The organism is Bradyrhizobium viridifuturi (assembly GCF_001238275.1).
In the GTDB taxonomy this organism is placed as follows: domain Bacteria; phylum Pseudomonadota; class Alphaproteobacteria; order Rhizobiales; family Xanthobacteraceae; genus Bradyrhizobium; species Bradyrhizobium viridifuturi.
Window position 1 is genome coordinate 26,251 of record NZ_LGTB01000036.1, and the last position, 23,453, is coordinate 49,703.

General features: G+C 62.3%; 18 protein-coding genes. 3 read left to right on the forward strand and 15 right to left on the reverse strand.

All coding sequences use genetic code 11. The features are described 5' to 3' along the window. Positions 1 to 29 precede the first annotated feature (29 nt). Positions 30 to 1,178 (reverse strand): AGE family epimerase/isomerase, encoded by a 1,149-nt coding sequence (locus ALC15_RS28795; RefSeq protein WP_050630204.1) that lies wholly within the window; start codon positions 1,176 to 1,178, stop codon positions 30 to 32. Positions 1,179 to 1,275: 97 nt separating this feature from the next. On the opposite strand from ALC15_RS28795, the gene ALC15_RS28800 reads away from it, so the two are divergent. Beyond that, on the forward strand, positions 1,276 to 2,499 hold the full coding sequence (locus ALC15_RS28800) for a phenylacetate--CoA ligase family protein (protein WP_050630205.1): 1,224 nt from the start codon (positions 1,276 to 1,278) through the stop codon (positions 2,497 to 2,499). 111 nt (positions 2,500 to 2,610) lie between these two features. Continuing rightward, entirely contained in the window at positions 2,611 to 3,141 is a 531-nt protein-coding gene (locus ALC15_RS28805) for an HAD family hydrolase (RefSeq protein ID WP_050630206.1), read from the forward strand. A 32-nt stretch (positions 3,142 to 3,173) separates the two neighbouring features. Here the strand turns inward: ALC15_RS28805 and ALC15_RS28810 are convergent, their stop codons facing one another. Genes ALC15_RS28810 through ALC15_RS28820 form a run of 3 tightly spaced genes read right to left on the reverse strand, consistent with a single transcriptional unit; the run spans position 3,174 to position 5,815 of the window. Further along, a complete protein-coding gene (locus ALC15_RS28810; RefSeq protein WP_050630207.1) occupies positions 3,174 to 4,271 on the reverse strand; it encodes a DegT/DnrJ/EryC1/StrS family aminotransferase in 1,098 nt (365 codons plus the stop codon). Positions 4,272 to 4,289: 18 nt separating this feature from the next. Then, entirely contained in the window at positions 4,290 to 4,757 is a 468-nt protein-coding gene (locus ALC15_RS28815) for an acyltransferase (RefSeq protein ID WP_050630208.1), read from the reverse strand. Further along, on the reverse strand, positions 4,754 to 5,815 hold the full coding sequence (locus ALC15_RS28820; RefSeq protein WP_050630209.1) for a Gfo/Idh/MocA family protein: 1,062 nt from the start codon (positions 5,813 to 5,815) through the stop codon (positions 4,754 to 4,756). Before ALC15_RS28820 ends, ALC15_RS28815 begins: the two co-directional genes overlap by 4 nt. Before the next feature lie 532 nt (positions 5,816 to 6,347). On the opposite strand from ALC15_RS28820, the gene ALC15_RS28825 reads away from it, so the two are divergent. Continuing rightward, positions 6,348 to 7,706 carry a hypothetical protein gene (locus tag ALC15_RS28825; RefSeq protein WP_128089617.1) on the forward strand — a complete coding sequence of 453 codons (1,359 nt, stop codon included), beginning with the start codon at positions 6,348 to 6,350 and terminating at the stop codon, positions 7,704 to 7,706. Between the two features lie 79 nt (positions 7,707 to 7,785). Here the strand turns inward: ALC15_RS28825 and ALC15_RS28830 are convergent, their stop codons facing one another. The 11 genes from ALC15_RS28830 to ALC15_RS28880 all read right to left on the reverse strand — a co-directional run bounded on the left by ALC15_RS28830 (position 7,786) and on the right by ALC15_RS28880 (position 23,436). Then, complete coding sequence (locus ALC15_RS28830; RefSeq protein ID WP_050630211.1) at positions 7,786 to 9,090, reverse strand: nucleotide sugar dehydrogenase; 1,305 nt, start codon at positions 9,088 to 9,090, stop codon at positions 7,786 to 7,788. 190 nt (positions 9,091 to 9,280) lie between these two features. Then, complete coding sequence (gene wecB, locus ALC15_RS28835; RefSeq protein ID WP_283806304.1) at positions 9,281 to 10,378, reverse strand: non-hydrolyzing UDP-N-acetylglucosamine 2-epimerase; 1,098 nt, start codon at positions 10,376 to 10,378, stop codon at positions 9,281 to 9,283. Next, positions 10,335 to 11,249, reverse strand: coding sequence for an NAD-dependent epimerase/dehydratase family protein (locus ALC15_RS28840; protein ID WP_050630212.1), 915 nt, complete (start codon positions 11,247 to 11,249; stop codon positions 10,335 to 10,337). The genes wecB and ALC15_RS28840 overlap by 44 nt, the downstream gene beginning before the upstream one ends. Positions 11,250 to 11,256: 7 nt before the next feature. Continuing rightward, positions 11,257 to 12,342, reverse strand: a complete 1,086-nt coding sequence (locus tag ALC15_RS28845) for a class I SAM-dependent methyltransferase (protein WP_050630213.1) — start codon at positions 12,340 to 12,342, stop codon at positions 11,257 to 11,259. Positions 12,343 to 12,404: 62 nt separating this feature from the next. Continuing rightward, positions 12,405 to 14,267, reverse strand: a complete 1,863-nt coding sequence (gene asnB / locus ALC15_RS28850; RefSeq protein ID WP_094194170.1) for an asparagine synthase (glutamine-hydrolyzing) — start codon at positions 14,265 to 14,267, stop codon at positions 12,405 to 12,407. Positions 14,268 to 14,273: 6 nt separating this feature from the next. Further along, positions 14,274 to 15,407, reverse strand: a complete 1,134-nt coding sequence (locus ALC15_RS28855; protein WP_050630215.1) for a glycosyltransferase — start codon at positions 15,405 to 15,407, stop codon at positions 14,274 to 14,276. 182 nt (positions 15,408 to 15,589) lie between these two features. Next, positions 15,590 to 17,011, reverse strand: coding sequence for a glycosyltransferase (locus ALC15_RS28860; RefSeq protein WP_128089618.1), 1,422 nt, complete (start codon positions 17,009 to 17,011; stop codon positions 15,590 to 15,592). A gap of 25 nt (positions 17,012 to 17,036) precedes the next feature. Then, on the reverse strand, positions 17,037 to 18,488 hold the full coding sequence (locus tag ALC15_RS28865; protein ID WP_094194171.1) for a glycosyltransferase: 1,452 nt from the start codon (positions 18,486 to 18,488) through the stop codon (positions 17,037 to 17,039). After that, positions 18,485 to 19,900, reverse strand: a complete 1,416-nt coding sequence (locus ALC15_RS28870) for a glycosyltransferase family 4 protein (protein WP_210168607.1) — start codon at positions 19,898 to 19,900, stop codon at positions 18,485 to 18,487. Before ALC15_RS28870 ends, ALC15_RS28865 begins: the two co-directional genes overlap by 4 nt. 50 nt (positions 19,901 to 19,950) lie before the next feature. Further along, positions 19,951 to 21,897: a glycosyltransferase gene (locus ALC15_RS28875; RefSeq protein ID WP_050630219.1), complete on the reverse strand. Its 1,947-nt coding sequence runs from the start codon at positions 21,895 to 21,897 to the stop codon at positions 19,951 to 19,953. A gap of 78 nt (positions 21,898 to 21,975) precedes the next feature. After that, on the reverse strand, positions 21,976 to 23,436 hold the full coding sequence (locus ALC15_RS28880; protein WP_128089621.1) for a glycosyltransferase: 1,461 nt from the start codon (positions 23,434 to 23,436) through the stop codon (positions 21,976 to 21,978). Positions 23,437 to 23,453 lie beyond the last annotated feature (17 nt).

Genomic DNA, 23,453 nt, shown 5'->3' on the forward strand with positions numbered 1-23,453 from the left:
AGAAAGCGCGTCAGACCAGGAAGGCGGCCCTAGCTGAGCACCTGCTCCGCTTCGGTGACCGCGCAGAGCACATGGTAGAACGACGACGCCGGGATCGCGGCGATCAGCGAATTGCCGTCGCGGTCGAACTGGTCGTACCAGCCGCCCGCCACGGGATGGCTGAGATAGTGCCGCTCCAGCAGCAGCAGCGCCGCGCGCGCTTCGTCCGCAGCACCGGCTTCGCCCGACTCGGCCTGCGCGATCCAGGCCTTCGCCAGTTCGCTCTGCGGCCACAGCCGCCTGGTGTGGCGGCGGATGTTGCCCTCGGCGTCGCCCTCGTCGATCAGGCAGCCGGTGGCGTCGCGATAGCGCAACGCAGAGGCCAAGAGCTCGCCGCGCGGACGCCCCGTTGGGCAGCCCGTGATCCGCTCAAAACCCTTCAGCAGCCAGACCCATTCCGCGAGGTGCCCGGGCTCGACGCTGACCGGCGGGATCCTCGACCAGTCCTCCTCGAAATATTCGCTGAGCGTCCGCGTCTGCTTGTCGTAGAGGTTGGCCAGGAACAGCGCGAAGAAATCGCCGGCGCGGTTCTGGAACGACAGATCATGCGTCGCGTCGAAGCAGGCGATCATCGCCTCGAACAGATGCATCTGCGGATTCTGCCGGCGCGGCATCGACGGCGGCAGGCCCTCATGAAAACCGCCATGCGGCGAACGCAGCTCGGTGTCGAGGAACGCGAGCAGCGCGTCGATCTCGGCGCGAACCTGGGCGTCCTGGTCGAGGCTATAGACGGTCGCCAGCGCGAGCAGCACGAAGGCATGGCCGTAAGTGTCGCGCAGCGGATCGTGCACGGCGCCTTCCGGCGTCAGGCTGAAGACGAAGCCCGGCCGGCCATCCGGCGCCTTGGCCTTGGCGAGCACGTAATCCAGCGCCTTCAGCGCGATCGCGCGCCCTTCCGGATACCAGCCCATCTGCGCCGCCTTGGCGTAGCAATAGATCTGGCGCGCCTGCACCATGGTCCGGCGCGGGGCAGCGCGATCGGGACTGCCGTCCTGATGCAGCCGGTCCACGAAACCGCCGGCCGTGCCGTCCCACCCCACAGTCGACCACAGCGGCAAGGCGTGGTCGATGATGCGGCGCTTCAACCTCGCGACGACGTCGGCGGCCCCGTCCGCCGCCACGTTCTCTACCTCAGCCATCGTACGTCCTGGAACCGTCCCAATATCAGCGCTCACCGTCTGATAGCACGGGCAGACCGGCACGCCACCTGCGCAAATCCTCGCTCAAGGACCCGCCATGACCGACCATTACGACGCCCTTGAAACGCGCGATCCGGCCGCCCGCGAGACCGCCCTGTTCGCCCGGCTGCCGGAGGTGCTGCGCAAGGCGATGGCGGCACCTGCCTACGCCAATTTGCTGCGGGGCACTGATTCCACGTCCATCACCAGCCGGGAGGCATTGGCGGAGCTGCCGGTGCTGCGCAAATCGGAACTCCCGGCCCTGCACAAGGCCGCCCCACCGTTCGGCGGCTTCGTGGCGGACAAGCCCGGCTCCTTTGCCCGGCTGTTCACCTCGCCCGGACCGATCTTCGAGCCCGAAGGCCGCCAGGCGGACCCCTGGCGCGGGGCGCGGGCGCTGTTCGCGGCGGGCTTCCGCGAGGGGGACGTGGTGCTGAACACCTTCAGCTATCACCTCACCCCCGGCGGCTTCATCTTCGATGCCTCCGCGCGGGCGCTCGGCTGTGCCGTGATTCCGGCCGGCCCCGGCAATACCGAGCAGCAATTCGAGCTGATCGAGGCCTATCGCCCGGTCGGCTATAGCGGCACCCCGGACTTCCTGAAGATCCTGCTCGACGCCGCAGCCAGCACCGGCCGCGACGTATCTTCGATCAAGCGCGCGCTGGTGTCGGGCGCGGCATTTCCGAAATCGTTGCAGGAGGAGATGAAGTCGCGCGGCGTCGAGGCCTACCAGGCGTTCGGAACCGCCGATCTCGGCCTGATCGCATTCGAAACCCCGGCGCGCGACGGGATGACAGTCAACGAGGACCTGATCCTGGAGATCGTCAGGCCCGGCACCGGCGATCCCGTTGCGCCGGGCGAGGTCGGCGAGATCGTGGTGACCTCGCTCGATCCGCATCATCCCTGGATTCGCCTCGCGCTCGGCGACCTGACCGCCGCCCTGCCCGGCGTGAGTCCGTGCGGTCGCACCAACATGCGCATCAAGGGCTGGATGGGCCGCGCCGACCAGACCACCAAGGTCAAGGGCATGTTCGTGCGTCCTGAGCAGGTCGCGGAAATCGGCAAGCGCCATCCCGAGCTCGGACGGCTGCGCCTCGTGGTCACGCGCGCCGGCGAGGCCGATGCGATGACGCTGCGGGCGGAATGTGCCTCAGCGGCCGATGCCTTGCTGGACGAAGTCGCGGCGACGCTGCGCGCGGTGACAAAACTCGGCGGCGCCGTCGAGCTCGTCGGCACAGGCTCGCTGCCGAACGACGGCAAGGTGATCGCGGACGAACGGTAGCCTTGAGAGCCCGGGTATCCCGCTGACCATATCGCGAGCCCACATTTGCCGCGCGCGGCATTGTGAACTATTGAGCTGGCTCATGCGTCGTCGCAACGGGATTATCACCTCATGAGCAGCGCTTCCGGAAATCAGCCGAGAAGGCCGGCGGTTTTCTTCGATCGGGACGGCGTCCTGAACCGGGACATCGGCTTCCTGTTCGAGAGCCACAGGCTGATCTGGACCGACGGCGCGCGCGAGGCGGTGAAGGCGGTCAACGACATAGGCTACTTTGCGTTCGTCGTGAGCAATCAGTCAGGCGTTGCGCGGGGCCTCTATGAGGAGGCGCACGTGCAGCAGCTGCACGACTGGATGGCCGCCGAGCTCGGCAAGATCGGCGCCCATATCGACGCCTTCGAATACTGCCCGTTTCATCCTGAAGGGACGGTGGAGCGGTATCGGCAGGTCAGCCCTCGCCGCAAACCCTCGCCAGGCATGATCACTGATCTGCTGGAACGTTTTCCCGTCGATGTCGAACGAAGCTTTCTGGTCGGTGACCAGCCGACCGATCTGGAGGCCGCGCGCGCGGCGGGCCTGCAGGGCTACCTGTTCGCGGGTCCCAATCTGGAGCTGTTCCTAAAGCCCCTGCTGCAGCGAGGCTGAGCCCACGCAACGGCGCGAGGCCACGATCGCGATCAGAATTTCCGGACCAGGTCGATCACCTCGTCCTGCTGCTCGCGTGTGATCTCGGCAAACATCGGCAATGAGAGAATCCGGCCCTGATCGCGATGGGCGTTGGGAAACTGCTCCGGCCGGTGACCAAACCGGGCGTAGGCCGGCAGGAACGGCAGCGCCGTGGGGTAGTTGATCGCGGTCTGCACGCCATTGGCGTTCAGATGCGCGGCGAGCGCGTCGCGGCGCGGATGCCGGATCGTGTAGAGGTGATAGACATGGCTGCGCGCCGGCGCGACCTCGGGGACCACGACGTCCTCGATCTGGTTGAGGCCGGCATCATAGACCTCGGCCGCAGCCTGACGGGCCTCGGTCCATGCTTCGAGATGCGGCAGCTTCGCTGAAAGGATCGCCGCCTGCATGCCGTCGAGCCGGCTGTTGATGCCCTCGATATGGTGCTGGTGCTTCACCAGCCCGCCATGGCGCGCCAGCATGGCCATCTGCTCGGCGAGCGCCTTGTCGTTGGTGACGACCGCGCCGGCGTCGCCCATCGCGCCGAGATTCTTGCCGGGATAGAACGAATAGGTCGCGGCTTCGCCGAACGTGCCGACCATGCGGCCCTTGTAGCGCGCGAGATGAGCCTGGGCGCAATCCTCGATCACCCAGAGCTTGTGCTTCTGCGCGATCGCCATGATCGCATCCATGTCGGCAGGCTGGCCGTAAAGATGCACCGGGATGATGCCGACCGTGCGCGGCGTGATCGCGGCCTCGATCGCCGCCGGATCGATCGTGAACGTCGCGTCGTCGGTATCGCAGAACACGACCGTGGCGCCGGAATGCGTGATCATCGCCGCGGTCGAGATCCAGGAATGCGCCGTGGTGATCACCTCGTCACCCGGCTTCACTTTCAGCGCCCGCATCGCGAGGTAAAGCGCATCGGTGCCGTTGGCGCAGGAGACGCAGTGCGCGACCTCGGCGGCCGCGGCGAATTCGCGCTCGAAGGCGTCGACGTAGCTGCCGCGGATGAAGGCGTTGTCGCGGATCACGCCGGCGATTGCCGCATCGATCTCGCCTTTGATGGACTGGTACTGCAGTTGCAGGTCGGCATACGGCACAGCCATCGACATTCCCCTATTGCCCTATTGGCTCGCCAGCAGCCGGCGCGCCGGATTGCCGGCATACGTACCTGGTGTCGTGATGTCCTTGGTCACCACGGATCCAGCGCCGATGACGACGTCGTCGACGATCCTGACGGGCATGATCGTCGCGTTGGAGCCGATCGACACCCGGTTGCCGATCACTGTCTCGCGCCACAGCTCCTTGCGCCCGCGCGCCGGACCGCCGGTGGAGAAGGTGTCGTTGACGAACATCACGCCGTGCCCGACGAAACAGTCCTCGCCGATCGTGACAAGCTCGCAGATGAACGCGTGCGACTGTACGCGGGTGCGCGCCCCGACCACCACGCCCTTCTGGATTTCGGTGAAGGGCCCGACGAAGCAGTCGTCGCCGAGCGTACAGCCGTAGAGATTGCAGGGCTCGACGATCTTGACGCGCTCGCCGAACGCGACATCGCGAACGCTGGCCTGATGCACGTCCGGTCGATTCACGAAACGACACCCAGCCGGCTCAACCGCGGCGTGAAGCGCAGCGCGACCTCCTCGCCGGTCTCGATCGACTCGTAGAGCGCCGAGATCAGCTCCAGGCTCTTGCGGCCCTCGAGTCCGTCGACCAGCGCGGCGCGCTGGTTCTCCAGGCAGTCGACCACGTGATGATAGTAAGCCTGGTGGCCGAAGCCGTACACGTTGGGCGGGTTGACCGAAAACTTCTCCACGACGTCCTTGTCCGACGGCAGCTCGTCGACAAAGCGCCAGTGCCGGATCTGGTTGACGGCGAAACCGGAGATCTCGACGGTGCCCTTTTCGCCGAGGATCGACAGCGAGCCCTCGAGATCGGTCGGGCGTGCCGCGGTGGTCGCCTCGATGATCCCGAGCGCGCCGTTGCGGAACTTGAGCGTCGCGACGGCGGTGTCCTCGGTTTCGATCCTGGCCAGCGCCGTCGTCGCCCGCGCGTGCACGCTCACCACGTCGCCGAAGAACCACTCCAGCATATCGACATGGTGGCTCGCCTGATTGGTCAGCACGCCGCCGTCATAGGCCCAGGTGCCGCGCCAATCGTCCTGGTCGTAATAGGCCTGGTCACGGCACCAGCGTACCCGGACCGTGCCCAGGATGAGCTTGCCGAAGCGACCGGCGTCGAGCGCCTCGCGCGCCTTGACCACCGGCACGTTGAAGCGGTTCTGCTTGACGATGAACATCTTCACGCCGGCCTGGTCGCAGGCCCGGATCATGTCGTCGGCGTCCTGCAACCGCAGCGCCATCGGCTTCTCGACCACGATGTGCTTGCCGGCCTTCGCGCAGGCAATCACATGGGCGGGATGCAGCCCACTCGGCGTCAGCACCGCAACCGCGTCGATATCCTTGCGCGCCAGGAATTCGTCCATGTCGTAATGGGCCGGAACGCCAAACTTCCCGGCAATCGCATCCGCCCGCGTGCGGATCGGATCGCAGACCGCGACCAGGCTTGCTCCCTCGATGTGATTGCCACCCAGGAGATCGGAATGACGCTTGGCGATACGCCCGCACCCGAGCAGGCCAAATCTGATCATGCAACAGGCCCTGTCTTGTCTCGCGGCCGACCATTGCAGCCAGCCGAACAGCCGAGGGAACAAGCGGCCTTGCGAGCCGCACGATAGCGTTCCATTACCCAGAAAACTCGGGATAACGCAAGGCCATGCGATCGGGCGAGGATTGACGGATTGGGGTCGCCCGTGCCCGGGACGCGCACCTCGCTATGTCATGACGACCGCGGAGCTTCGGGTTCAGATCCCCAATCGGCCGCCGGACCCGCAGCAGGACCATCCGAAACCATCGCATCCGGGCAGAGAGACCACACCACTGAAATTGAGCCTCGCTCGGTGACCACGCTCGACGCGCCGCCGCTCCACGCGAAACTTGTGCTATTGGGCAGGAACAATAGAATGCCATTTTGGCATCATTCTTGTCGTCCTCTCAGCGCCGTGCCATGTCCCTGGGTCGAAAAGGCGACATCGGTTGGCAATCGCGTGGGCTTAGTCTGCCGAATACGTTAACCACCACGAGACGGTCCAAACGCACAGTCCGACACGGCGGTAAATGAGAATGAACGATCGCGTTATGCAGCTGGAGCCCGGTCTCGGTTGGCGCCAGGCGAGACTTGCCCTGCTCGCCTATGCGCACATCGTGGTTTGCGCGGCTTCGCTGTACTGCATCACGATCACCAATTCCTTCCCGGGTGTCATCGGTTTCGACAAGTCGCACCTGGCGGCTGCAATCCTGAACGTCGTCGCATTCAGCCCGGTCGTGATCCTGTTCGCATTCGGACGTTTCAGCCTTGGCTATCTGGTCGGCTTCTACTTCTACGTGATGGTGCTGGGATATCTCTGGCTCATCGAATTTTCGGTGCTCGATTACGATCACCGCCTGGCGCTTGCCTCGATCGTGCTCTCGGCCCTCGGATTCCTCGCCCCGGCGCTGTTTATCACCGGCCCAGTGCGGCAGGCCGTCGTGATGCCGGCCCGCGCGTTTTACATGATGCCTTCCGTCATCCTGGTTGGCGCAGCCGTGATCATCGGTATCGGCTCGCTCTACAACCTCAAGCTGGTCAATCTCTCCGAGATGTACAAGTATCGCGCGGAGGTGGCGCTGCCCGGCTTGCTGCAATACGCCATCTGGATCGTCTCGAACGCCCTGCTGCCGCTTGCCTTCGCTTGCTTCGTCACCAGCAAGCGGAATTGGCAGGCAGGGATCGCACTGCTCCTGATGCTGCTGTTCTACCCGATCATGCTGACCAAGATGGCGCTGTTTGCCCCGGTCTGGCTGCTGTTTCTCGCCCTCGTCTGCAGGCTGGTGGTCGAGGCCAGGGTCGCGACGATCCTGTCGTTCTTCCTGCCTGTCCTGATCGGCGTCATCTTGTTCGTTCTCGTCAAGGCCGAGCTGTTTCCGCTCACGCCCGGACTGGTCTATTTCGGCACCGTCAACACCAGGATGGTTGCGATCCCATCGCTCGCCCTTGAAATCTACAACAACTACTTCTCAGCACACCCGCTGACCCACTTCTGCCAGATCAACGTGCTGAAGCTCGTGATTCCATGCGCCTACAGCGAGCCGATATGGGCCGTCATGGCGAGGTCCTATGATCTCGGCTCCTTCAACGCTTCGCTGTTCGCGACCGAAGGGATCGCTTCGGTCGGCCTCGTGCTGGCGCCGCTCTCCGCGCTGGGCTGCGGGCTAATCATTGCTCTCGGCAACCGCCTGTCGGCCGGCTTGCCGTCGCAATTTGTGCTGCTATCCGCAGGACTGCTACCCCAGGTGCTGCTCAACGTACCGCTTTCGACGGCATTGCTGACGAACGGCGCCGGGCTGCTGTTCCTGCTCTGGTACATTACCCCGCGGTCAGCCTTCGACCAGGCGCCGAAGGCCGCCGTGAGCGAAAGCCCACAGGCGACAAGCACCAGCTAACGCGCGCTGCGAACCCCAGCGGCCACCGTTGCCAGGGGTGGCCAGGCGGAAGGGATCACCGGAGCGCTTGCGAGATCGTCTACGCGCGAATGATGTTGTCGGCCGGCTGAGGAAACTTGCCACGGCAGTCGACCAGCAGCGGGGCATGCTTGCCGAGCAACTGATAGTCGAACTTGTCGTGGTCGGTCGCAAGCAGGACGCAATCGAAGCCGCGCAGATTGTCCTCAGTGAGCGTGACACTCGACAGGTCGAACGAATGCGCGCGCATCTTCGGGAACGCGGGAACGTGCGGATCGCTGTAGGCGACCTTGGCACCGAGGTCGCGCAGCTTCTCCATCAAGAGCACCGAAGGCGACTCGCGAACGTCGTCGACATTCTTCTTGTAGGCAATGCCGAGCACCAGGACCGAGCTGCCGCTGATCGACTTGTGCCGCTGATTGAGGGCGAGCGAGATCTTCGACACGACGTAGTCCGGCATCGAGGAGTTGATCTCGCCGGCGAGCTCGATAAAGCGCGTATGCATGCCGTATTCCCGCGCCTTCCAGGTCAGATAGAACGGGTCGATCGGAATGCAGTGCCCGCCGATGCCAGGACCCGGATAGTACGGAACAAATCCGAACGGCTTGGTGGCCGCTGCGCGGATCACCTCGTGAATGTCGATCCCCATCTTGTCGGCGACCATCTTCATCTCGTTGACGAGACCGATATTCACCGAACGATGGATGTTCTCCAGCAGCTTGGTCAGCTCGGCGGCCTGTGTCGAGCTCACCGGAACGACCTTGTCGATGACCTGGCGATACAGCGCGATGCCCGCCTCGAGACACGCCGGCGTGCAGCCGCCGCACACCTTCGGGATCGACCGGGTCGAGAAATTCTGGTTGCCGGGATCTTCGCGTTCCGGCGAAAACACTAGAAACACATCCTCGCCGACGGTGAAGCCGCGCTTCTCGATACGCGGTTTCAATTCCTCCTCGGTCGTGCCGGGATAGGTCGTGCTCTCGAGCGACAGCACCATGCCCTGATGCAGGTACGGCACCAGCGACTCCGTCGTGTCCAGCACGAAGCTGAGATCGGGCTCGCGGTACTTGTTGAGCGGCGTCGGCACGCAGAGAATGAGCGCATCGACCTCGCGCGCCCGCGAGAAGTCGGTCGTCGGTTCGAAGCCGAGCTCCGTGGCATTGCGAATGCTGGCGCTCGTAATATGCTCAATGTACGAACGGCCTGCGCGAAGCGCGTCGACCTTGGTCTGGTCGATATCAAAGCCGATCACCTTGTAGCCGACTTCGCAATAGCGAAGCATCAAGGGAAGGCCGACATAGCCCAAGCCGACGATGCCGATCTTGGCCGTTCTCTCGTTGAGCTTCGCGATCAATTCGGAATTCATTTTATCACTCGTACGGGGTTGTTACGGATAACCGGCCTGAAAAGCATCCAATTCGGCCTCTGATAGCGCCATAGTTGCAAAGCCACAACCCCGGAAGCCATCCTGAAGGCCTCACCGGGCGCCGTGGCCAAGCCAGGCAGGACTGTCATTTGCTATTTGCGGTGCTCCAACGCAGCGTCGGTCGGCAGGGCTACCGTGCGCTGCCGGCGCTCAACAAGCGCGTGACGTCATAGGCGGCACGACCAGTCCCGTACTCGTCGATATCGCGCTGAACGGCATTGCCCGGCTGCTTCCATAGCCGGTTCCATCCGTGCGTGACCGTCTCCGTCCACTCGGTCTCGTCACGCAATGTGATGCACGGGACGCGATGGAAATAGGCCTCTTTCTGCACCCCTCCCGAGTCCGTATAGACTTCAACGGCGTTGTGCAGAAGCTTCGCCATATCGAGGTAACCGACCGGGTCGATGACCTTCAAGCCGTCCAGCTCAACCCCCAAAGCGGAGGCAGCCTGTCGCGTGCGTGGGTGCAGCGGGAGGACGACGGGAAATTTTCGCGCCCGCTCCTGCAGGAATTGCACGACCGCAAGAAGCTGCTGCCGATCAGCCGTGTTCTCGGCACGATGGATCGTCGCGAGTGCATAGGCCTTCGGGGCGAGCCCAAGACTGGTCAATATCGTCGAGCTCTTCTCTGCCTTGCCGGTCACGAACAAGGTCGCGTCATACATGACGTCACCGACGTGATGGACGCCGGCGGTCACGCCTTCGGCGGCAAGATTGGCGACGGCAGTTGCCGTCGGACAGAGATGCAGAGCGGACAGATGGTCCGTTACCAGCCGGTTGATCTCCTCCGGCATGCGGCGGTTGAATGATCGAAGCCCCGCCTCGACATGCGCGACCGGAATGTGCAGCTTCGACGCCGCGAGCGAGCCGGCCAGCGTCGAATTGGTGTCGCCGTAGACCACGACCCAGTCGGGCTTCTCGGCGAGCATGATCGGCTCGATCGCCATCAGCATGCGTCCCGTCATGTCGCCATGGCCGCCGCCATGGATATCGAGATGATGCCGAGGTCGCGGAATGTCCAGCTCTTCGAAGAAGACGTCGGACATGTTCGGATCGAAATGCTGGCCGGTGTGCACCATCACTTCCGAGAGCCCGTCGGTCTCGCGGATCGCGCGGCTGACGGCCGCGGCCTTGATGAACTGCGGCCGGGCACCAACGATGGTCAATATCTTCAGCGGCATGGCTTCACGAACGGTGTCGGGATTCGGCCGGACGATGATCCGGCGCATCGTGGGGATTTGCGGATATCGTCCTTTGGAGCCCGTCCTTGAACTGCACGAAGCGCTGCAAGTCCAAACGAGATGCAAGACGGCTCAGATCAGGGGCGATGTCGACGGAAGGCGTGTTCGTGTTCACAAGCTCGAACTTCGGTTCGACGCCGAGTTGCTGACCGATCGCGTTCGCGATCTGGCGGATCGATAGCATCTCCGGGGCTGCTACGTTCAGCGTGTCCGTCCAGGACGAAGCAATGCTTGCACGAATGACCTCGACGATGTCGTCGATGAAGGTCGGAGCGAGGCGAATCCCTTCCGTGCCGCCGGAGAGCTGGATTGCCTCGCCGTCCTGGATCCTGCGTATCAGCTGCGGAATGAGCCGGTCGTACTGCCCCGGACCGTAGGGGAAGAACAACCTCAGAATGCTCAAGGAAAAAACGCTGGAGAACGGCTTCGCGACTATCTCGGAAGCAAGCTTGCTTGCGCCAAGGAACCCGGAAGGCGCCAAGGCGGCATCCTCTCTCAGGACTGCCGTGAACGGCTCGTAAACCGCTCCCGACGAAAGCAGGCAGAAGTGCTTGACCGCGGCCTGAGCCGCCCAATCCAGCAGCCGCATCGTCATGTTCACATTGACGTCGAACATCTCGCGCGAGTCAGCCGGAAAACTGCGGTAGCGGCGCGATTGAGCGGCATGAACGACAATGTCGATCGTCCTTGGGAAACTGGCCTGTTCGATCGGTGTCGTTCCATCCCAAGCCACCTTCGTTCCGAAGGCGATCGACGTTTCCGGCCGGCACACGCAGAAGAGCTCGTGCCCCTCGCCCACCAGCCGGGGGCCGAGGGCAGAGCCCACGAAACCGCTGCAGCCCGTCAATAAGATCCGCATGCGCGTGTCAGACCGTTGGCTTCGTCAGCAGAACGGAGATTCCGTTCGGGTTGGAGTCATTGAAGGCATAGTCCTTGACCCCGAGCTCCTTCATCCAGCCCGCGACCTCGTCATCGCTATGCTGCCAGGCGTTGTGCGGATGATACCAATCGAAGTTGACCATGTTGTTCGTTTCATAGTCGAATGCCTCGTTCCAGAAGCATTTCAGGAAATTGTAGTACAGCAATCGCTGGACGTTGTGCGTTCCGGCCGGAATTCCAAGCACCGGAATCGGCTTCTCAAGCGTGATCGTGGCGTTCAACCGCGACAGCTCCCGGCCCAGCTCCGTGATCCCCTCGCACGCCGCATAGCATTCCTCCGCGGAGAGCGGCATGAAATTCTGGCGGACATGATCGTCGGCGAAGACACGCACGGCGCCCATCTTGCGATAGACATAGAAGAAGAACTGTCCGCCGGGCCTGACCTTTCGATACAGGGCCTCTACCGCCGCCCTGGTGTTCGGCGTGTGATGCAGCACCCCGTCCGCGATGATGAAGTCGAACGTATCATCGGGGAAAGGCGCCTCCATCAGGTCGGCCTGAACGACCGAGCAGTTCTCAAGATCGCGTGTGTTCTCGAACGTCGTCAATGCCGCGTCGGAGACGTCGAGCGCAAACACCTCGCCCGGGCAGTTCTCGGCGATGAACCTCGTGTTGAAGCCCGACCCTGGACCGACTTCGAGCACGCGCTGCTTGGACCGGTAGAACGCCTTCAAGGCGTCAAGATCGGGCAGCCCGAGCTTCTTGCAATACCAACCAAACAGGAATTCCTTGTGCTCGGGTTGCAGCCCATATTGCTTGAAGCGGCGCCACTTGTCCGAGAAGGTCTGGTTCGTCTTGGCCTGCTCATGGGCTTCCGGCCGGCTCTGCGCGGTCGCCGGCTTCGGAAGGCCGTAGCGTGCGCAGAAATCGCTCAAGTCAGGCTGCATCGGGCCACTCAGGAAGCACGGAACTCCCTGCAGGACCGGATACCACAGCGATGCATCGGGTGTCCGCAGGACGCCTTCGATGACCTGGCCGTCCTGTTGCGTGAAAGCCTCGAGCTGAAGCTCCATTCCGTTCGGACGGAGACGTGAAGACGCAACGGTTCGCATAAATCTAGCTCCTACAACTGCAACTAATGGAGGGCACCGCCATAGGCGCTGTGTTGCTTGCACCAGGACTCGAAGCTGAGCAAACACCAGATCAGCGCGACATGGTTCGCCTTCTCCTCGAAATGCTCATTCAGAATCCGACGTACGAAGTCGTGCTGGAGCACGCCTCGCTGTTTGATACGGGATTCCGAGAGTTGCTCCTCGATCCATGAACGCAGAATCCCTCTGTACCAAGATGCGTCCGGAGGACCAAACCCCATCTTGGGCTTCCGGTAGATCGTATCGGGCACCAGCGGCCGGACGGCTTCGCGGAACAGGATCTTGCCGGTGGAGCCGTCGGACAGCAGGCCCCAGTCCACGCCGAGCAGATAGTCGACCAGCTCGTTGTCGAGCAGCGGCACCCTGGTCTCAAGAGAATGCGCCATCGAAAGCTTGTCCTCCAGCGACAGCAGACCCGGAAGATAGGTGGTCATGTCGACGTGCATGATGACGTCCCAGGGATCCCGCGACGGAACCGAGCCGATCGCGTCGCCGATCGCAGCGAGCGGATCGAATCCTCCAGCGGCGCGCAAGAACTCCGGCGTAAAGGCATCCTTGATCCTATCCGCCGAGATCGGGACGTTGAGGCTTGCCCGGTAGAGGGCAAAGGCATCACGTGAGGCTGCCTGATCTGTGACGCCGGCACGAAGGCGCTGTATCACGCGCTGCATCAGGGATGCTGGCGCAGCCCGCGGCACAATGGCATATCGGCCGACATATCCTCCAGTGACTTCGTCACCGCCGGTTCCCGATAGCACGACCTTTGCGTCCTGGGCGACCCGTTGGGCGATCAGATAGTTCACATAGGCCATTCCCATGCGAGGATATTCTATCGCGCCGACCGTCGCGTCGAGGTGGCGGACCAGCGCATCCTGCGGCACCATCAGCTCGACACGTTCGATGTTGAGCTGCTTGGCGACCTCCCTGGAGAACTCGCGCTCGTCGACGAACTTATCGACACCAACATTATCGAGATCGAAGATGCACGAATAAGCGCGAACGACCGGGTCGATCTGATGTGCACCCGCCGTGATCGCCGAACTGTCGATACCGCCCGACAGATACGCCATGACAGGAACGTCCGCAGCCAACTGCCTGCGCAGTGCGGCTTGCAATATCTCGCCGAACTCGCCCGAGGCCTGGGCCAAGCCGGGCGCGTATTTGCGATGATAGGAGGGCGACCAATAGGTACTGCCCGAACTTCCACTCGCCGCAAATCGTTCGAAGCTACCCGGCTTGAGGAGACGAATGCCGCGGAATGGCGTGCGGCCGCCCCAATTGTTCATCAGCGTGAAGTACTCCAGGGTTGCGGACGCATCGAACTGCTTGTCGATCAATCCGCTGGCGTAGAGCGCACGCACCTCCGAGCCGAACACGAGACCTTTGCCGGGCAGCTCGGCAACGTAGACCGGCTTGATGCCGTATCGGTCACGGGCGATGACCAGCTCGCGCTGCCGTTCGTCCCAGATGGCACAGGCGAACATGCCGTTCAGCCTGTTGAACAACCCGTCCTTCCACTGCTCCCAGCCGTGGACCAGAACTTCGGTGTCCGAGTGATCCGTCGCAAAGACATGGCCGGCCGCCTCGAGCTCCTTTCTGAGCTCGCGATGATTGTAAATCTCGCCATTGAAGACAACCCATACGGTGCCGTCCTCGTTGCTCATCGGCTGATGGCCCGAGACAAGGTCGACGATCGATAGCCGGCGGAAACCCAACACGACGTCCGGCGAGGCATAGTAGCCATCATCATCCGGACCGCGGTGCACGATGCTGGCCGTCATGCGGCGGATGCGACCGTCCGCGTCCGGGCAAGAGCCAAAATGCAGGATGCCTGAAATGCCACACATCTGAATCTACCCGACCTCGACGCCCGCCGGCGCCAGCACAAACGTACTGTCGGGGCTGCGATAGGCCTCGATCATTGCCCCGGCAATGTGGTCAGGATCGTGCCATCGCTCGACATAACGGCGAGACCGCTTTCCCAGCTCGGTCCACTCGGCCCGGCGCTCAAGAATGGCCGCAAGATCTTCCGTGAGCCGCGCGGGATCGACGTTCAGGATCGCAAGATCATCGCGCATGGCCGGCGGGATGAATTGCAGGTCGCTTTCCCTGACGTAGCAAACCACCGGCTTTCCCATCGCCATCATCTCGACGGCAAAGCCGCCGTACCAACCCGCAAGCACCTGGTCAATGGCAAGATCGGCTGACCTGTAGATCGCCATCGCCTCTTCATGGGTCTTCTTTTCGACCAGGATCAGCTCAAAGTCGAACCGCGATTTCAGACGTTCCAGTGCGTCGAGTATCATCTGGGTGCCCTTGATACTCGCATCACTCGGCGCGTGGACGATCCTTGGTCTGCCTTCGGCGCGGGGATACTCGGGCGAGAAATGACCGATCTCCACATTGGCGTAAGGGAGAAACTGCCCGCCCGGAACGACGTGCCCCAGTTCCGGATTGAGATAGAACACGCGGTCGAACAGCGGCAGCACACGATCGATCAGGCGGGACCGGCGCGCATCCAGCGACGCGACGCAGGTTTCATAGGCTGAGCAACGCCCGCTCGCGCACATGGTCCATCGATTTCGTCGATTGCCCTCCCCCGCGAGCCGTGCGTCGCATCCCTGCAGGGTCATGAACCTCTTCTTGCCCAACCCCCTGGCCAGCTGGAGATCGATCGTCACGAGCCGATTCAGCAGCGGCCCCATCCGGCCCACGCCCTCGAACGCGTAGCCCGGATACAGGAACGTCGTTCCAAAATAGTAGTGGAGCACGTCGTAGCGAAGCAGCGCGGACAATCCGAACCACGCGCTTCTGGCCATTTTCTGAAATTCGGTTGCGGTGTCGTCATACAGCACCCTGTCGGCCGGATAGCGAAACCAGGTCCCGCTGCGAACGACCAGGTCGCTGCTGTTTCCACGCCTGCGCTCGGCACGCGAGAGTGACCAGGGCTGATTGCCGATATTGAAGGGACCGTGAAGGATTTTCATCTTGTTACGCAAATATGCCGAGCTGCGCCGTTAGCTTCGGCGATCACCATGGTGCCCACCAGCGGCTTCGATCTGCCGTTGATATGCAGTCAATTGCAACTCGACGATTCTCGCCGCGGAGTGATACTGCCGGATCCACTCTGCACTGGCAGCGCCGATCCCATGCCGGTCGTCCCGATCGGTCACGATCCTGCGAAGCGCGTCGCTATCTCACTCTCCGTCGATGCCGAAAGGATGGGCGGAGCTTCGGAGAAGAAATCCCTGGCCATGCCCGAATCCACATTCGTGATAACGCGCCTTCCGAGCGCCAGCGCTTCGAAGGTGATTCCACCGAATGACGGGAGGACGAACTGATCCAGCACGGCGTGGCTGCGAAGATATGTTCTCCAAAGCTCCGGTTTGCGCATCGGCGCAAGCCACTCCACCCTGTTGTCCAGATCCAGGCTCCGTATCAGCTCCCGTGAGGCGTCGAGGTCGCGTCCCCAGGCGATCATCGCAAGTTGCAGCGCCGGCGCCTGCTGCGCCACGCTCGCAAAGGCGCGGATCAACCGGTCATTGCCCTTCACCAGGCTGGGGTCCGCGTCGCGCCAATCATGGCGGGTCGGGTGAAACACAACGACAGCATCGTCGGGAGGGCGTATCGCGCTATTCTGTTTCCCGAATTCAATCAGCTTCGTATCGTCGAAGGCATGCGGAAGCGGCGTGATCCGATCCGGCGGCACGCCAAGCCGTCGCGCGGCAGGCACGCAATCGATGTTGGTGACGAAGACGTGGTCGGCTCCGAGGAACACGGTGGCGGTCAGCCGCCCGAGGCTATCGTCCTGAAACGGAAGCGCCCGCAACGTTCCATGCTCATATCCAAAGTAAGGGCGCCGGGCGAGCAGCGGCCAGGCACCATCGGTTGCGTAGGCCTGGACGACGTCAAACTGACCCAGCAGGCCGATGAGCGGCGCGAGCCGCGCCCGATAGCTGGCGAAATCGGCAGCGCTCGGCGGCGAAGCCGGCGCGCTGCCTTGCCGCCACACAGCCGCAAGCCGCATCTGCTCCGGATCATCCTTTGCCAACACGCGCCGCAGGAAGAGATCGCGGGCCATCGCAGGCGACCTGCGAATCCGCCGTGCTATCTTCTGGCCAAGACGGGTCGCGCGGGCGGCCACCGTCTGCCCGCTCACGGACTCCCGGGCGCGATCCAGTGCGCTTCGAATTTCATCGGCCAGGTCCGACTGCCCGCCAACCTCGGCGGCAATCATCGAGCAACACAGCTTCAGAGGCCCGGAGGCAAACCACCGCGGCCGCTGGTAGCCCCCGAGATTGACCTTGGTCCACTCAGGAAAGAACGGATCTCCGAGGTCCCCCTCGAATGCCGCCTCCTCCCATTCAGGGCAAGCCATGATGTGATAATTTTCGTAGGCGATGACATAGGCATCGATGCCGTGCTGGCGTTGGATCCTGGCATTGTTGAACGCATTGTTCGCAATGTTGCCGAGGTGCAGCACGCGCAAAGCCCGCCCGTGCTCTTGCTGAAAACGCCGATGCCAATCGACGCCTTGCGGCTGCGGCGGTAGCGAAGACATCATTGCGGCGGAGGCGTCCACCGACGTCACCGGAAGCGCCCTTGCGGTTCGGTCATCAGGGAATCGTCCTCGCCAGCGCGCCGAGATCGTCCGGAGCAGACTGCCTCGTGACCTGGAACGGATGTTCCCAATTCCCGGCGACAGGAATGGCGTTGCGGCGAGCTTCTTCCTGATCCTGGGCGACCCGAATACGGGCAACCACGATCGGAGGGAAGTCCGCAGTCTCTCGATAGAGCTGACCAAGTCGTGCAGCGATGGCGGAGATGCCGTGCCACCGCTCGACATAGCGCCGTCCCTGCTCGCCGATCCTACGAAGGCGCTCTCGATTGCGAAGGATCCACAGCAATGCCTGCTCGAGCTCGTCCGGGGTTGCGTTGATGATCGGGCATTCCTCCGGTGCCTCGACCAGATCCGGACTTCTGACGAAGCTCAGGACCGGCTTGCCAAGCGCCATCGCTTCGAGCGCGGTGTAGCCGTAGGCGCCGCCGATGAACTGATCCGCCACGATGTCGGATTGCGCAAAAAGCTCGATCACCTGGCTGTTCGGCACCCCCTGGATCTTGCAATATTCGATATCGTATCCCTGCAGCTTCAGCCGGTCGATCGTTCGCTCCAGGTATTTCGAGCCCTTGAAGTGCGTGTGATTTGGCGCGTGCGCGATGCGAAGCGGACCGGATGGCACGTTCGGGAGAACCGCATTCAACCGATCCAGATCGAGCGGCCAATAGTTGATATGCTTTGCCGTCGGCATGTAGGTAAGCATGTCACCCAGAGAGACCAGGGCCGTCACGTTCCTGGCCACTTCGGAAATGTAGCGCCGAGCCTCTGCGTCGTGACACGTGCAGTATTTCGGCGGTTCCGTACAATCGACGCAGAAATTCCATTTGCCGAGCGCCAGGGTCGCCTGCCGGGTGCGAACATCGGCGCCATACGCATAGATATAGACCCGCTTGCGAGCCCGTCGCAGCGCGGCAAGCTCCTCAAAACTGATCTGCAGACGCTCCGTCGAATCCAGCAGCCCGCGGTCAGCGAAGAAGTGAAACACGTCATATCGCATCAGGGCCCACGCGAGCACCACGCGCTGGAATGCGGATCCGAAACCATACCTAAATGCCAGACTGTACGGGCGATGTAGATCCAGATCGAAGCGCGACGTGATGACGTAGGTTACGTAGACGAGCGAGGTCGATCGAAAGCCGAGCATCTGATCTGCCCTGGCTTTGAGCTCCAGGGTCAGGATCGGCGTCACGCCCCACAAGGTCCTGGGTCGTCCGCGCCACAGCCGTGCGACTCCGGCTATGGGAGCGGCGTAGATCGCAAGCTTTAGAATGACGATCGAAATTGCAGCGGCGAGCAGCCTGAGCAGCTTCAGCGGCAACGCCTGCAATTTGCGGCGCACCATGGCTCCCCGGCCCGGCGATCTCGCGATCGACCAGGTCGTGAGCATCCAGACTCGAACGCTCCGCGGCAACACGCGCCGCGCGAGCGATCTTAGTCGATCCTTCATTGCGCGGATCCGCGTTGCGGCGGCTTTTTTGGAGACAGGCTGTCGTAGAGCGAAACGACCTTCTGCCACTCCGACCTTGCATCGAGCTTTGCGAGGGTCGTCCGCGTGCTCGCCCTGAAGGCGGCCCGGAGCTGCTTATCCTGGACCATGCGGTTGATCGATTCCGCGATGGAACGGGGATTGTAGGGATCGAACGTCAATCCAACCGCGTTCTCCTCGACAAGACGCTTCGCCTCCGCATATTGCGCAACGAGGACAGGAAGATCGGCGGCCAGGTATTCGAAAATCTTGTTGGGGAGCGCAAAGGTGAAGTTGCGGCACAGCGCCGGCAATGTCCAAATGCCGGCATCGGCCCCGCGGGCGGCCGCGACAACGTCCTTCGACGGCACCGGCGGAGCAAGCACCACCCTGCCTTCCACGCCGACGCGCTGAGCCAATGCCAGATAATCGGGCCCGAACAGATCCAGAGAAGGACCCCGGATGACGAAAACACACTCGGGTGCATAGGAAAGGGATTCAATGATCGGTTCGATCAGGCGCGTCGGGCCAGTCCCTCCCTGCCATAGCAGCACGAAGGTCGATTCCGGCAGCCCCAGTTGCTGCTTCAGCGGCGGATACTCGCGCGACGGCGTGACCGCGATATCCGGAATGTTACGGACCACGACGGGACGGCTGCCGCCGAGTTCGGCCTTCATCGCATCCGCGATCGAGTCACACACCGTGATGGTGGCCGACGCCTCGTTGAGACAACGAACTTCCAGCTCCTGAAGCGCCCGCTTCCACTCCGGCGGATACGGCGCCCAGGCGGACTGCTTCGTGCTCCAATGAACATTCTCCGAAAACCACTCATGAAAGTCGACGACGAGGTGCGCGCCGCGGTACTTTGCGGCCGCCATCGCGGCATAGGCGGTGGAGAGATCATGCGCATGGAACGCAAATGGCTTCCTCTTCACCGCTTCCAGGTAGAGCTGTTCCGCAATGTACCCCGGCTGCTCGCTCATGAACGTCGCTGCCGTCCAATCGGCGTGCCGAATATGGACGCGCGGTCCCCAATCAAGATTGAAGGTCGCCCCTGCCCCCTTCGTGGGCTCGGGACAGATCACCGTGACGTCATATCCGGCGGCGCCGAGCGCGCGGGCTTCTCTTTCAACCCGGGGATCCACACGCAGGTCGGAGACGACGAGCATCACCACCTCGCGACCAGAGGCAGATCTGCCGATCTGTCTGTTTCGCGATATCGCGTCGGCCGCATCGGACATCTTCGGGATTCGCGCCTGCATGAACTGCGCGCGGCGGACCACGAGCTGTGAGACCAACGCATTCCACCGGCCAAAGCCGAAATAGAATACAGGCCGCAGCGCGCGGAAAAGCGGAGGATACTGCTTGATGAAAGATGAGATCTGCTTGAGCATCATTCTGTGGCAACTCTAGGAAATCAGCATCGGAGTCGCGGGAAACGCCATCACCACTGCCCCGCGAGCAAATTGCTGTACGCCTTGCACTGGAGAGCAACGATTCTTTCCGCGGAATGGTAGGTCGACATCCATTGCGAAGCGGCTGCACCCCGGCCCTGGGAATCGAGAGGATCCTGGATGACTTCCCGCATCCGGCCGGCACAGTCGGCGACGTTGCCGGCCGCGAGCAGCGGCGGCTCCTGACCGAAGAACAACGCGGTCTGTTGCCGGTCGATGGCCGAGATAAGCCGGACACCCAACGCCATCGTCTCGAACCCGACGCCGCCGAGCGCCGGAACGACGAATTGATCAACCACCGCATGCGATACGCAGTAGCGCTGCCACAGCTCCCGCTTCGACATGGTCGGAACCCATTCAACCAGCTCGGACAGGCCCAGTTCGTCGATCAACGCCTTGCTGTCCGCGACCTCCTGGCCCCATTCGACGAACACGAGCTTGAAGTTTCTCGTCTCCCGCGCAACTTCAGCCGCGGCCCGGATGATGACATCATTGCCCTTCTGCCAGGATGAATTCCCCAGCTTCCAATGGTGGCGGGACGGACTAAAGAAGATCACCGGCCCGGTCGTCGGGGGCTTTAGCTCCGGGTGCGCTTCGCGGAATGCGCGCAACTTGTGATTGTCGAACGCGTGCGGAAGGTAGACGACCTTGTCCTTCGCCAGCCCCAGGCGTTCGACCGACGGCAGGACATCTGAATTGGTTACAAAGACTGCGGGCGCGCGCTGAAACGAGATCCGGCAGATCAAGCCGGTCAGATTGTTCTCGAACGGGATTTCGCGCAGCGTTCCGTGCTCGTAGCAGCTGAAGTTCTTGACGCCGTTCATCATCGGTATCAGTCCGTCGATCGCATATCCCTGGATGATGTCATAGTGCAGCAGGACATCTTCGAACGGCTTTGGATGTATCGTTACATACTCTTCGCGATAACGAAGTGACTGACCGTCAAGTTCGGCGGGATCCCTCCTGATTTCATCGAGCAGCGTTTCGATTTCCTTCGCCCGCGTCACCGGTTCGGACATCGATCGCGCCACGCAGCCGGATTCCGAGACCGGGACGAACTTGAGCATGACCCGCTCGAGCAGCGCCAGGAAGCTGTGGGTCAGCGAACGGGCGAGCGAAGACGATCGCTCCCGCAATCCGCCGGTGCGCAGCCAGCGAACATCTTCCCGCAGGGCCCCGAGTGCGGCTCGAGCCTCCGCATCGGCCTGCGGACCTCGGCGCGCAATCCACAACCAAGCGGCAGCCGAGATTTTGTCCAGCCAGCTCGCTTCGAATTCGCCCGTCTTGCCCTCGCGTCCGAGCACGCCGTTTGCCACGAACGTGCCCAGCCATATTCTGTACAGGCTAAGCGGCTGCCTGGTCCCTTGCGACGACCGACCGGGTCCGCTGAGCCAGAGCAGGAATCTCAGATGCTGGGGAACATACTTGGCAAGGAAACCCGCATCGTCGCCGGAACGGGCGTCCTGAAGAGCCGTCAACTCCAGCTCCAGCCATTTCAGATATGCCGTCGTTTGCCAACCTGCATTCTTGGCGCGAAGGTATTCAATGCAAAGCGCGGATGGACCTTGAACAAACCAGCGAGGCCGCTTCCATCCCTTCAAGCTGGTCGCCCACCAATCCGGCTTGAAATGATCCTGCCCCAGCGCCGAGGATCCTTCCTGCAGCGCACCGTCCTCCCACTCGGGACAGCCCATGATGTGGTAATAATTGTAGCAGAGCACGTCCGCCTGGATGCCGAGCTGCCGCTGAATCCGGGCATTGTTGTAGGCATTGTTGGCGATGTTGCCGATGTGAAGAACCCGAAGCGGTCGCCCCATTCTTCGCTGGAAGTCGTCGACCAGACGCAATGCGCGTTCGTTTTCAGCCTCGATCGCGCGTGTCGCGTCGGTTGGGCTCAAGGGGCTCTCGAGCCGCGCTTCGACGTAGGAAACTGACATTGGTTCAGGCGCTCCGCGCATGAGCGACGCGCCGGCAAAGCCAGTTCGGATTTTCGGGCATGGATCGCTTTGACGGCATCACGAATTCAGCAGCCTGGCGCTTTCGCCAACTCTTGCCTTCAGCGGCATCGGCAAATCCGCAGTCGCCAGATAAAGATCTGCCAAATGCTTGCCCAGCGCCTCCACCGAGTAGTTTCTACGGACATAGTGAGGGCCGGCAGCGCCGGCGTCGGAAAGCCGCGCGCGGTCCAGGATCAGCTGATGCAGGACCTGCTTTATCGTGTCCGGATTTGCCTCGATGACCGGACAGGCCTCCCGCTCGGCCACCGCGACCCCATCGTGCAGATAGCAGATGACGGGACAGCCCGATGCCATTGCCTCAACGGCCGTCAAGCCGAACGACCCGCTGATAAGCTGGTCGACAAGAACGTCGATCGTCTGCATCGCCGCCAGAATCTCATCGTGCGGCCTTCCGCTCAGTTGCAGAAGCTCGACTTCATGACCTTCAGCCTGCAGGGACTCGATTGCGCCTTGCAGATACTTCGTCCCCTTGAAATAGCCGTGGTTCGGAAAGTGACCCACGACCAGCTTGCCGTTCCTTCGACTCCGGGGTGGCCCGGGAGATACCTTGTCAACATCGACCGTCAAGTACGGCACATTTCGAGCGCCGGGAATGAGCTTCATGGCGAGCCCATGCGCAACCACAGCGGTTGAGTACTCCCTGATAACTTGCAGCATGGCAGCGCCGCCTGCATCGTCGCAGACACAATAGACGCCCGGATCAGGACATTCCGAGCAGAAATTCCATTTTCCCAGCGCCATGTTTTTTTCGCGCGTTCTATGGTCTGCGCCATATGCGTAGGTATAGAGCCGCTTCCCGGCCTGCCGATAGATTTCCATCTCGCGCACCGCAATTCCGAAGCGGGGACTGCCGTAGCCACCTGCCGGCTCGATGATGCCGCGATCGTTGTACAGATGAAAAAAATCGAAGTTGGCGATCGCCCAGATCAGCATGAGCCATCGAAACAGGAACCAGTCCTCGCCCCGCTCAGCCACGAGGCGCGCTTGAATTTCAGAGCACACGAAATCGAAATTCGAAGACGTATGGTACGTCGTAAACACCAGCGAGCGCGCATTGACGCCCAAGGCACGGTCTGCGGCGACGCCCGAAGTCAGATTTACGATCGGCGTGACCCCCCAGAGCGAATTCATCTCTCCGCTCCGCAAGCGATCCTCAGTGATCACGCGACAATCGGCGATGAGAGCATCCCAGAAGTCGCGCGCATCACGAGATCGGTCGGGATTGAGGAATGGCCGCAGCGCATCCAGCAGAGTGGTGAGCAGCGCGTAGTCCCCCTCGGCAGCAACCCGGTTCGCATTTCCAACAATCGCCTGTTCTACGCGGCCTCTCCCACGCGCAGGAGAAAGTGCGGAAACAGCCGCTTCGAACTTCTGGTTCTTTCGGGCGAACCGCGCGAGGTTGGGAAAACGCGTACCCTCAAACAGATTGCGCGCCGACCGAAAGAGATTCGAAGACACCGATGCCGTTCCGCAAT

Excerpts from the sequence above, each read along its gene's own strand:
- wecB (WP_283806304.1), bottom strand. The coding sequence starts at position 10,378 with ATGCGCCGGATCATCGTCCGGCCGAATCCCGACACCGTTCGTGAAGCC.
- asnB (WP_094194170.1), bottom strand. The coding sequence starts at position 14,267 with ATGTGTGGCATTTCAGGCATCCTGCATTTTGGCTCTTGCCCGGACGCG.
- ALC15_RS28830 (WP_050630211.1), bottom strand. The coding sequence starts at position 9,090 with ATGAATTCCGAATTGATCGCGAAGCTCAACGAGAGAACGGCCAAGATC.
- ALC15_RS28810 (WP_050630207.1), bottom strand. The coding sequence starts at position 4,271 with ATGGCTGTGCCGTATGCCGACCTGCAACTGCAGTACCAGTCCATCAAA.
- ALC15_RS28800 (WP_050630205.1), top strand. The coding sequence starts at position 1,276 with ATGACCGACCATTACGACGCCCTTGAAACGCGCGATCCGGCCGCCCGC.
- ALC15_RS28805 (WP_050630206.1), top strand. The coding sequence starts at position 2,611 with ATGAGCAGCGCTTCCGGAAATCAGCCGAGAAGGCCGGCGGTTTTCTTC.
- ALC15_RS28865 (WP_094194171.1), bottom strand. The coding sequence starts at position 18,488 with ATGAAGGATCGACTAAGATCGCTCGCGCGGCGCGTGTTGCCGCGGAGC.
- ALC15_RS28820 (WP_050630209.1), bottom strand. The coding sequence starts at position 5,815 with ATGATCAGATTTGGCCTGCTCGGGTGCGGGCGTATCGCCAAGCGTCAT.
- ALC15_RS28855 (WP_050630215.1), bottom strand. The coding sequence starts at position 15,407 with ATGAAAATCCTTCACGGTCCCTTCAATATCGGCAATCAGCCCTGGTCA.
- ALC15_RS28825 (WP_128089617.1), top strand. The coding sequence starts at position 6,348 with ATGAACGATCGCGTTATGCAGCTGGAGCCCGGTCTCGGTTGGCGCCAG.
- ALC15_RS28875 (WP_050630219.1), bottom strand. The coding sequence starts at position 21,897 with ATGTCAGTTTCCTACGTCGAAGCGCGGCTCGAGAGCCCCTTGAGCCCA.
- ALC15_RS28795 (WP_050630204.1), bottom strand. The coding sequence starts at position 1,178 with ATGGCTGAGGTAGAGAACGTGGCGGCGGACGGGGCCGCCGACGTCGTC.
- ALC15_RS28845 (WP_050630213.1), bottom strand. The coding sequence starts at position 12,342 with ATGGAGCTTCAGCTCGAGGCTTTCACGCAACAGGACGGCCAGGTCATC.
- ALC15_RS28870 (WP_210168607.1), bottom strand. The coding sequence starts at position 19,900 with ATGCTCAAGCAGATCTCATCTTTCATCAAGCAGTATCCTCCGCTTTTC.
- ALC15_RS28840 (WP_050630212.1), bottom strand. The coding sequence starts at position 11,249 with ATGCGGATCTTATTGACGGGCTGCAGCGGTTTCGTGGGCTCTGCCCTC.